The organism is Streptomyces sp. H39-C1 (genome assembly GCF_027158125.1).
Lineage (GTDB): Bacteria > Actinomycetota > Actinomycetes > Streptomycetales > Streptomycetaceae > Actinacidiphila > Actinacidiphila fildesensis.
Genome location: NZ_JAPVLS010000049.1, coordinates 65774 through 71773 on the forward strand (window position 1 = coordinate 65774; position 6000 = coordinate 71773).

Below are 6000 nucleotides of genomic sequence, written 5' to 3' on the forward strand. Positions count from 1 at the left end.
TCACCGGCGTACGCCGGGGGCGCGAGCGACAGGCGGGATTCCGTTCGGATTCCCCCCGTCCGCCGGCAATCGGGCTCCCGGCAGCGCCGGTTGGCGTCCCCGGAGAGGGGCGCACGGGATGTGCCCGGGCCCTGGCGGCGGATCACGCGGGAACCGGACGGGCCCCCGCCGGTTCTGCCCGGCGGGGGCCCGATCGTCGGTGCGGCGGCGTGGACCGCTGTTCCGGTCCGCCGGCTACTTGTTGCTGGCCTCTTCGTAGGCCTTCAGCACGTCGTCCGTCGGGCCGTCCATGAGGAGCTCGCCCTTCTCCAGCCACAGCACCCGGTCACAGGTGTCACGGATCGACTTGTTGTTGTGGCTGACCAGGAAGACCGTGCCCGCTTCCTTGCGCAGTTCGCGGATGCGGGCCTCGGAGCGGCGCTGGAAGGAGCGGTCGCCGGTGGCCAGCGCCTCGTCGATCATCAGCACGTCATGGTTCTTGGCCGCCGCGATCGAGAACCGCAGCCGGGCCGCCATGCCCGAGGAGTACGTCCGCATCGGCAACGAGATGAAGTCGCCCTTCTCGTTGATTCCCGAGAACTCCACGATTCCCTGGTACCGCTCGCGGATCTCCTCCTGCGACATCCCCATCGCCAGACCGCCGAGAATCACGTTCCGCTCGCCGGTCAGATCGTTCATCAGCGCGGCGTTGACCCCCAGCAGCGACGGCTGGCCGTCGGTGTAGACCCGGCCGCTCTCCGGCGGCAGCAGACCCGCGATCGCCCGCAGCATCGTCGACTTGCCCGACCCGTTCGACCCGATCAGACCGACCGCCTCGCCCCGGTACGTAGTGAAACTCACCCCGCGTACGGCATGGACCAGCCGGACGTTGGGCGACGACTTGCGCGAGATTATGCGTCCCAGGGCAGCGGTCGCGCTGCCCTTGCTGTTCCCCGCGCCGTGCACCCGGTAGACGATGTGCACGGCGTCGACGATCACGGTGGGGACGCGGGTTTCGGTCTGCTCAGCCACGGCCGTACTTCTCCTCAGCCTTCCAGAAATACACGTACCCGCCGATACCCGCCAGGAGAGCCCAGCCCACCGCGACCGCCCACACGTGCGGCGGCATCTGCTCGGCGGTCACGCTGTCGATCAGCGCGAAGCGCATCAGGTCGATGTAGACGGCCACCGGATTGATGTCCAGCAGGATCTTCACGAAGTACGGTGCGTCCTTGGTGAAGTTGGCGATGCTGTACATCACGCCGGAGGTGTACATCCACGTGCGCAGGATGAACGGCATCAGCTGCGCGAGGTCCGTCATCTTGCTGCCCAGCCGGGCCACCGCCAGCGCCAGGCCGGCATTGAAGATCGACTGGATGAACAGCGCCGGAATCGCCAGCAACCACGACCAGGTCGGCACCTCGCCGGTCATCAGCACGATCGAGAACAGCACCAGCATCGACATCAGCAGCTGCTGCAACTGCATCAGCGTGAACGCGATCGGCATCGACGCCCGGGGGAAGTGCAGGGCCCGGATCAGGCCCAGGTTCCCCGAGACCGCCTTCACGCCACTCATGATCGACGACTGGGTGAACGTGAAGATGAAGATGCCGGTCACCAGGAACGCGATGAAGTTGTCCACACCGCGGTCGGTACCCAGCAACAGCCCGAAGATCAGGTAGTACACCGCCGCGTTCAGCAACGGCGTCATCACCTGCCACAGCTGACCCAGCCGGGCATCGGTGTACTGCGCCTGCGTCCGCGCCTTCGCGAACTCGTTGATGAAGTGCCGCCGGCCCCACAACTGCCGGGTGTACTCGCCGAGGCCCGGCCGGGCACCGCTGACCGACAGCCCGTACTTCGCCGCCAGCTCGGAAGCCGACAGCCCGTCGTCGGCCGGGGAGTCCGATGGGACACTCACGGCGACGGCGCCGTCGTGCGCTGTTCCGCTCACAGTAGACACTTTCGTCCTCAAGGTGCGCGTCCGGGGTAGGGGGGTCCCGGACTGCGACCGATGCTCTCAGGTTCGAGCTTGTCAGATGATCGGGGGTCGGCCCAGTCGGGTCAGCCGCCATACCGTGCGCCACTTCATGGGGCGCCGGGGGCCGCAGGGCGTCGCCCAGCCCTCCCGGAAGCCACCGATCCACGCCCGCAGTGCGGGACCGGAAGGACGTCTGGCCAGTGTCAGCAGGATCCAGGTGCCGAGATAGGCGGGCACCAGGGGCCAGGGCAGGTTCCGGCGTGCCAGCCACACCCGGTTGCGGGCCACCATCCGGTGGTAGACCGCGTGCCGGCTGGGCTCGGTGAGCGGGTGGTGCAGGACCATGTCCGACCGGTAGTCGATCATCCAGCCGGCGTCCAGCGCCCGCCAGGCCAGGTCCGTCTCCTCGTGCGCGTAGAAGAACTCGTCCGGCAGCCCGCCGACCTGCGCCAGCACCTTCGTACGGACCGCGCTGGCGCCGCCCAGGAAGGTGGTCACCCGCGAGGAGTGCATCGGGTCGGACGCCCGCAGGCGCGGCACGTGGCGGCGCTGGGTGGTGCCGGTCTCCGGGTCCGCGATCCGGAAGCTGACGATGCCCAGCTCCGGGTCGGCCGCGAAGGCGTCGCGGAGCAGCTCCCCGGTGTCGGTGCCGGGCAGCAGCCCGTCGTCGTCCAGGAACAGCACCACGTCGACATCGGAGCCGTTCGGGCCGAAGAGCTCGACGCCGACGTTGCGGCCGCCGGGAATGCCCAGGTTCTCGGGCAGCTCGACGGTGCGCAGCCGCGGCGCGGACCCTTCCAGCTCGGGGAGCGGGGAGCCGTTGCCGACCAGCGCGACCTCGATCGGCGGGCCGTCCTGCTTGGCCACGGAGTCCAGCAGGTCGCGCAACTCCACGGGACGGTTGCCCATGGTGATGATCACCGCGCCGAGCTTCAGCGGCGTACTCACTTCAGCCTGCTCGACGCGAGGATGCTGACCAGGTGCAGGAGGGACTGCAGCAGCGCGATGCCGGCCAGCACGGCGACACCGAGGCGCGAGAAGAACAGGTCGCCCCTGACCTGGTCCAGGATCGCCAGCACCAGGATCAGCAGCGACGCCTCGATGCCGAGGACGAGCCGGTGGAACTTCAGCGCCGCGGCGGCCTTGCGGGCCAGCGCCATACCGGACGAACGCGGCTCGGAGGCCGCCTCCTTGACCGGCGGCAGCCCGTGCTGGTGACGGGCGACGCCGACCAGGTCGGTCTCCGCCTTGATCAGCACGGCACCGAGGGCGGCCAGCGTGCCGAGGAACGCCCACAGCCAGTCGATCCGCCCGGAGCCCCACAGATCGGCGGCACGCAGACCGAAGCCGACCAGCACGGCGGCGTCGCACAGATAGGCGGCGACGCGGTCCAGGTACACCCCGCCCAGCGAGTACTGCTTCTTCCAGCGGGCGAGCTCGCCGTCGACACAGTCGAACAGCAGATACAGCTGGACCATCACCACACCGAGCACGGCACCGGCGATCCCCGGCACCAGCAGAGCCGGGGCGGCGAGGACGGCGGCGACGGTCATCACGTACGTCACCTGGTTGGGGGTGACCCGCGTGTTCACCAGGTGCCGGTCGATGCGCAGCGAGAGCTCACGCATGTAGAGCCGGCCGGCCCAGTGCTCGCCGCTCCGCCGGTCCTTCACCCCTGGGGGGTGAACGACCGGGCGGAGTTCAGCTACTGATGGTTTTGGCATAGTCGGCGTATGCGTCCTTGATCTGGTCTGCGGACAGGTCGAGGTGTTCCAGGATCGTGTAGCGCCCGGGGCGGGTCTGCGGTGCGTACTCGACCGCCTTGACGAACTCCTCGTCGGAGAAGCCGATCTCGCCGGGCGTGACCGGCAGGCCGTGGCGTCGCAGCACCTCGGCGATCAGGCCGGACTCCTCGTGCGCCCCGCGCAGGTACATGGCGAAGGCGGCGCCCAGGCCGACCTGCTCGCCGTGCGCGGCGGCGCGCTTCGGGTACAGCAGGTCGAAGGCGTGGCTGATCTCGTGGCAGGCGCCGGACGACGGGCGGGTGTCCCCGCTGATCGACATGGCGATGCCGGAGAGCACCAGGCCCTCGGCGAGCGTGGTGAGGAACGCGTCGTCACCCACCCCGCCCGGGTGCCGCAGTACGGACTCGCCCGCGGAGCGGGCCATGGCGGCGGCGAGACCGTCTATCGGCTCACCGGTCTCACGGTGCGACAGTTCCCAGTCCGCGATGGCGGAGAGGTTGGAGATCGCGTCGCCGATCCCGGAGCGCACATAGCGCACCGGGGCCTCGCGGATCACGTCCAGGTCGATGACCAGCGCTATCGGGGTGGGCACCCCGTAGGAGCCGCGCCCGTTGTCGTTGTCCAGCGTGGAGACCGGCGAACAGATGCCGTCGTGCGAGAGGTTCGTCGCGACGGCCACCATCGGCAGCCCGACCCGGGCGGCCGCGTACTTCGCGACGTCGATGATCTTGCCGCCGCCCAGGCCGACGACCGCGTCGTACCGCTTGCCGCGCATGGCGTCGGCGAGCTTGACGGCGGCGTCGATGGTGCCGCCGTCGACCGGGTACCAGTCGGCGCCGGGCAGCTCGGGAGCCAGCCGGTCGCGCAGCTTGAGGCCGGAGCCGCCGCTGACCGCGACGGCGAGCTTGCCCGAGCTGGAGATCCGCTGGTCGGCCAGGAGGCCGGCCAGATCGGCGAGAGCGCCGCCGTTGATGTCGACGACGACCGGCGAGGGGATCAGCCGGGTCAGTACTGGCACGCGATCCCCCGTGCCTTCTTCAGGTCGTCGTGGTTGTCGATCTCGACCCAGGCCACGTCGCCGATCGGCGCGGTGTCGATGGTGAAGCCGCGGTTGACGAGCTCCTGGTAGCCGTCCTCGTAGTAGAGGTCGGGGTCCTTCTCGAAGGTCGTCTTCAGCGCGTCGGCCAGGTCGGCTGCGGCCGACGACTCGATCAGCGTCACGCCGATGTACTCGCCGGTCGCGGTGGCCGGGTCCATCAGCTTGGTGATGCGCTGCACACCCTTGGCCGGGTCGGTGATGACCTTCATCTCCTCGTCGGCGAGCTTCTTCACCGTGTCGAGGGCGAGGATGATCCGCCGGTCCTGGCCGCGGGCGGCCAGCAGGGTCTTCTCCACGGAGACCGGGTGCACGGTGTCGCCGTTGGCGAGGATCACACCCTCCGTGAGAATGTCCCGGGCGCACCACAGCGAGTAGGCGTTGTTCCAGGTCTCCGCCTTGTCGTTGTCGACGAGGTACAGCTTGACGCCGTACTTCTTCTCCAGGGCGGCCTTGCGCTCGACGACGGCTTCGCCGCGGTAGCCGATCACGATCGCCGCGTCGGTGAGGCCGACCTCGGCGAAGTTGCCCAGGGTCAGGTCCAGGACGGTGGTGGTGCCCGCCCCCTCGGGGTCGACCGGCACCAGAGCCTTGGGCAGGGTGTCGGTGTAGGGACGCAGACGCCGTCCGGCGCCGGCTGCCAGCACGAGGCCGATCATGCGGGTTCTCCTGATTCGTCGTGTACAGCGGGTGCGGCTGACGACACCCAGAAACGGATGCTCTCGGTGAGCACCACGAGTGTCAGCGCCCCGGCGATGACCGTCAGCGTGACGGTAAAACCTGTGTGGTGCGCGAGGGCGGCCGCCGCGGTGACCGCCAGCGCCCTGCCCTCGTGTCCGCCGGTCGCGCGTACCAGGGCCCTCGGTGGCGCCCCGGTGCCGCCGCGGATGCGGTACACCGTGTCGTAGTGATGGTAGGCGACGGCGGCCACCAGGCCGAAAGCGGCGGGCAATGCCCCGTTCACGTCCGAGACGGCCGCCAGCGCGAGGATCGTGGTGTATTCGCCCGCCCGGAAGAACGGCGGGACCAGCCAGTCGAGCGCACCCTTCAGCGGCCGCGCGACGGCCAGACCCGAGGTCAGGACGTATACGACGGCGGCCAGCACCGGCCACCAGCTGCCCCATGGGGCCAGCGCCGCGGTCGCCACCAGCGCGCGAGGTAGCGGGAGTACGGGCTGATGCAGTAAGTGGTGAAGAAGC

At 69.5% G+C, this 6000-nt stretch carries 7 protein-coding genes; all 7 read right to left on the reverse strand.

Going from position 1 to position 6000, the window contains the following annotated elements; all coding sequences use genetic code 11:
- Positions 1–234: 234 nt before the first annotated feature.
- Positions 235–1011 carry an ABC transporter ATP-binding protein gene (locus O3W51_RS28725; RefSeq protein WP_269287693.1) on the reverse strand — a complete coding sequence of 259 codons (777 nt, stop codon included), beginning with the start codon at positions 1009–1011 and terminating at the stop codon, positions 235–237.
- Positions 1004–1933, reverse strand: coding sequence for an ABC transporter permease (locus O3W51_RS28730; protein WP_187145071.1), 930 nt, complete (start codon positions 1931–1933; stop codon positions 1004–1006). The genes O3W51_RS28725 and O3W51_RS28730 overlap by 8 nt, the downstream gene beginning before the upstream one ends.
- An 81-nt stretch (positions 1934–2014) precedes the next feature.
- Entirely contained in the window at positions 2015–2896 is an 882-nt protein-coding gene (locus O3W51_RS28735; RefSeq protein WP_198358131.1) for a glycosyltransferase family 2 protein, read from the reverse strand.
- Between the two features lie 8 nt (positions 2897–2904).
- A complete protein-coding gene (locus O3W51_RS28740; protein ID WP_138355762.1) occupies positions 2905–3684 on the reverse strand; it encodes a CDP-alcohol phosphatidyltransferase family protein in 780 nt (259 codons plus the stop codon).
- Positions 3662–4723: an iron-containing alcohol dehydrogenase family protein gene (locus O3W51_RS28745; RefSeq protein WP_138355761.1), complete on the reverse strand. Its 1062-nt coding sequence runs from the start codon at positions 4721–4723 to the stop codon at positions 3662–3664. The genes O3W51_RS28740 and O3W51_RS28745 overlap by 23 nt, the downstream gene beginning before the upstream one ends.
- On the reverse strand, positions 4711–5460 hold the full coding sequence (locus tag O3W51_RS28750) for a phosphocholine cytidylyltransferase family protein (protein WP_198358100.1): 750 nt from the start codon (positions 5458–5460) through the stop codon (positions 4711–4713). The genes O3W51_RS28745 and O3W51_RS28750 overlap by 13 nt, the downstream gene beginning before the upstream one ends.
- The coding region (locus O3W51_RS28755) for a DUF5941 domain-containing protein (RefSeq protein WP_269287696.1) at positions 5457–6000 on the reverse strand (544 nt) is incomplete at its 5' end. The genes O3W51_RS28750 and O3W51_RS28755, both read right to left, overlap by 4 nt.

What these genes read in the sequence shown, in the direction of transcription:
- O3W51_RS28740 (WP_138355762.1), bottom strand. Translation starts at nt 3,684, where the DNA reads ATGCCAAAACCATCAGTAGCTGAACTCCGCCCGGTCGTTCACCCCCCA.
- O3W51_RS28750 (WP_198358100.1), bottom strand. Translation starts at nt 5,460, where the DNA reads ATGATCGGCCTCGTGCTGGCAGCCGGCGCCGGACGGCGTCTGCGTCCC.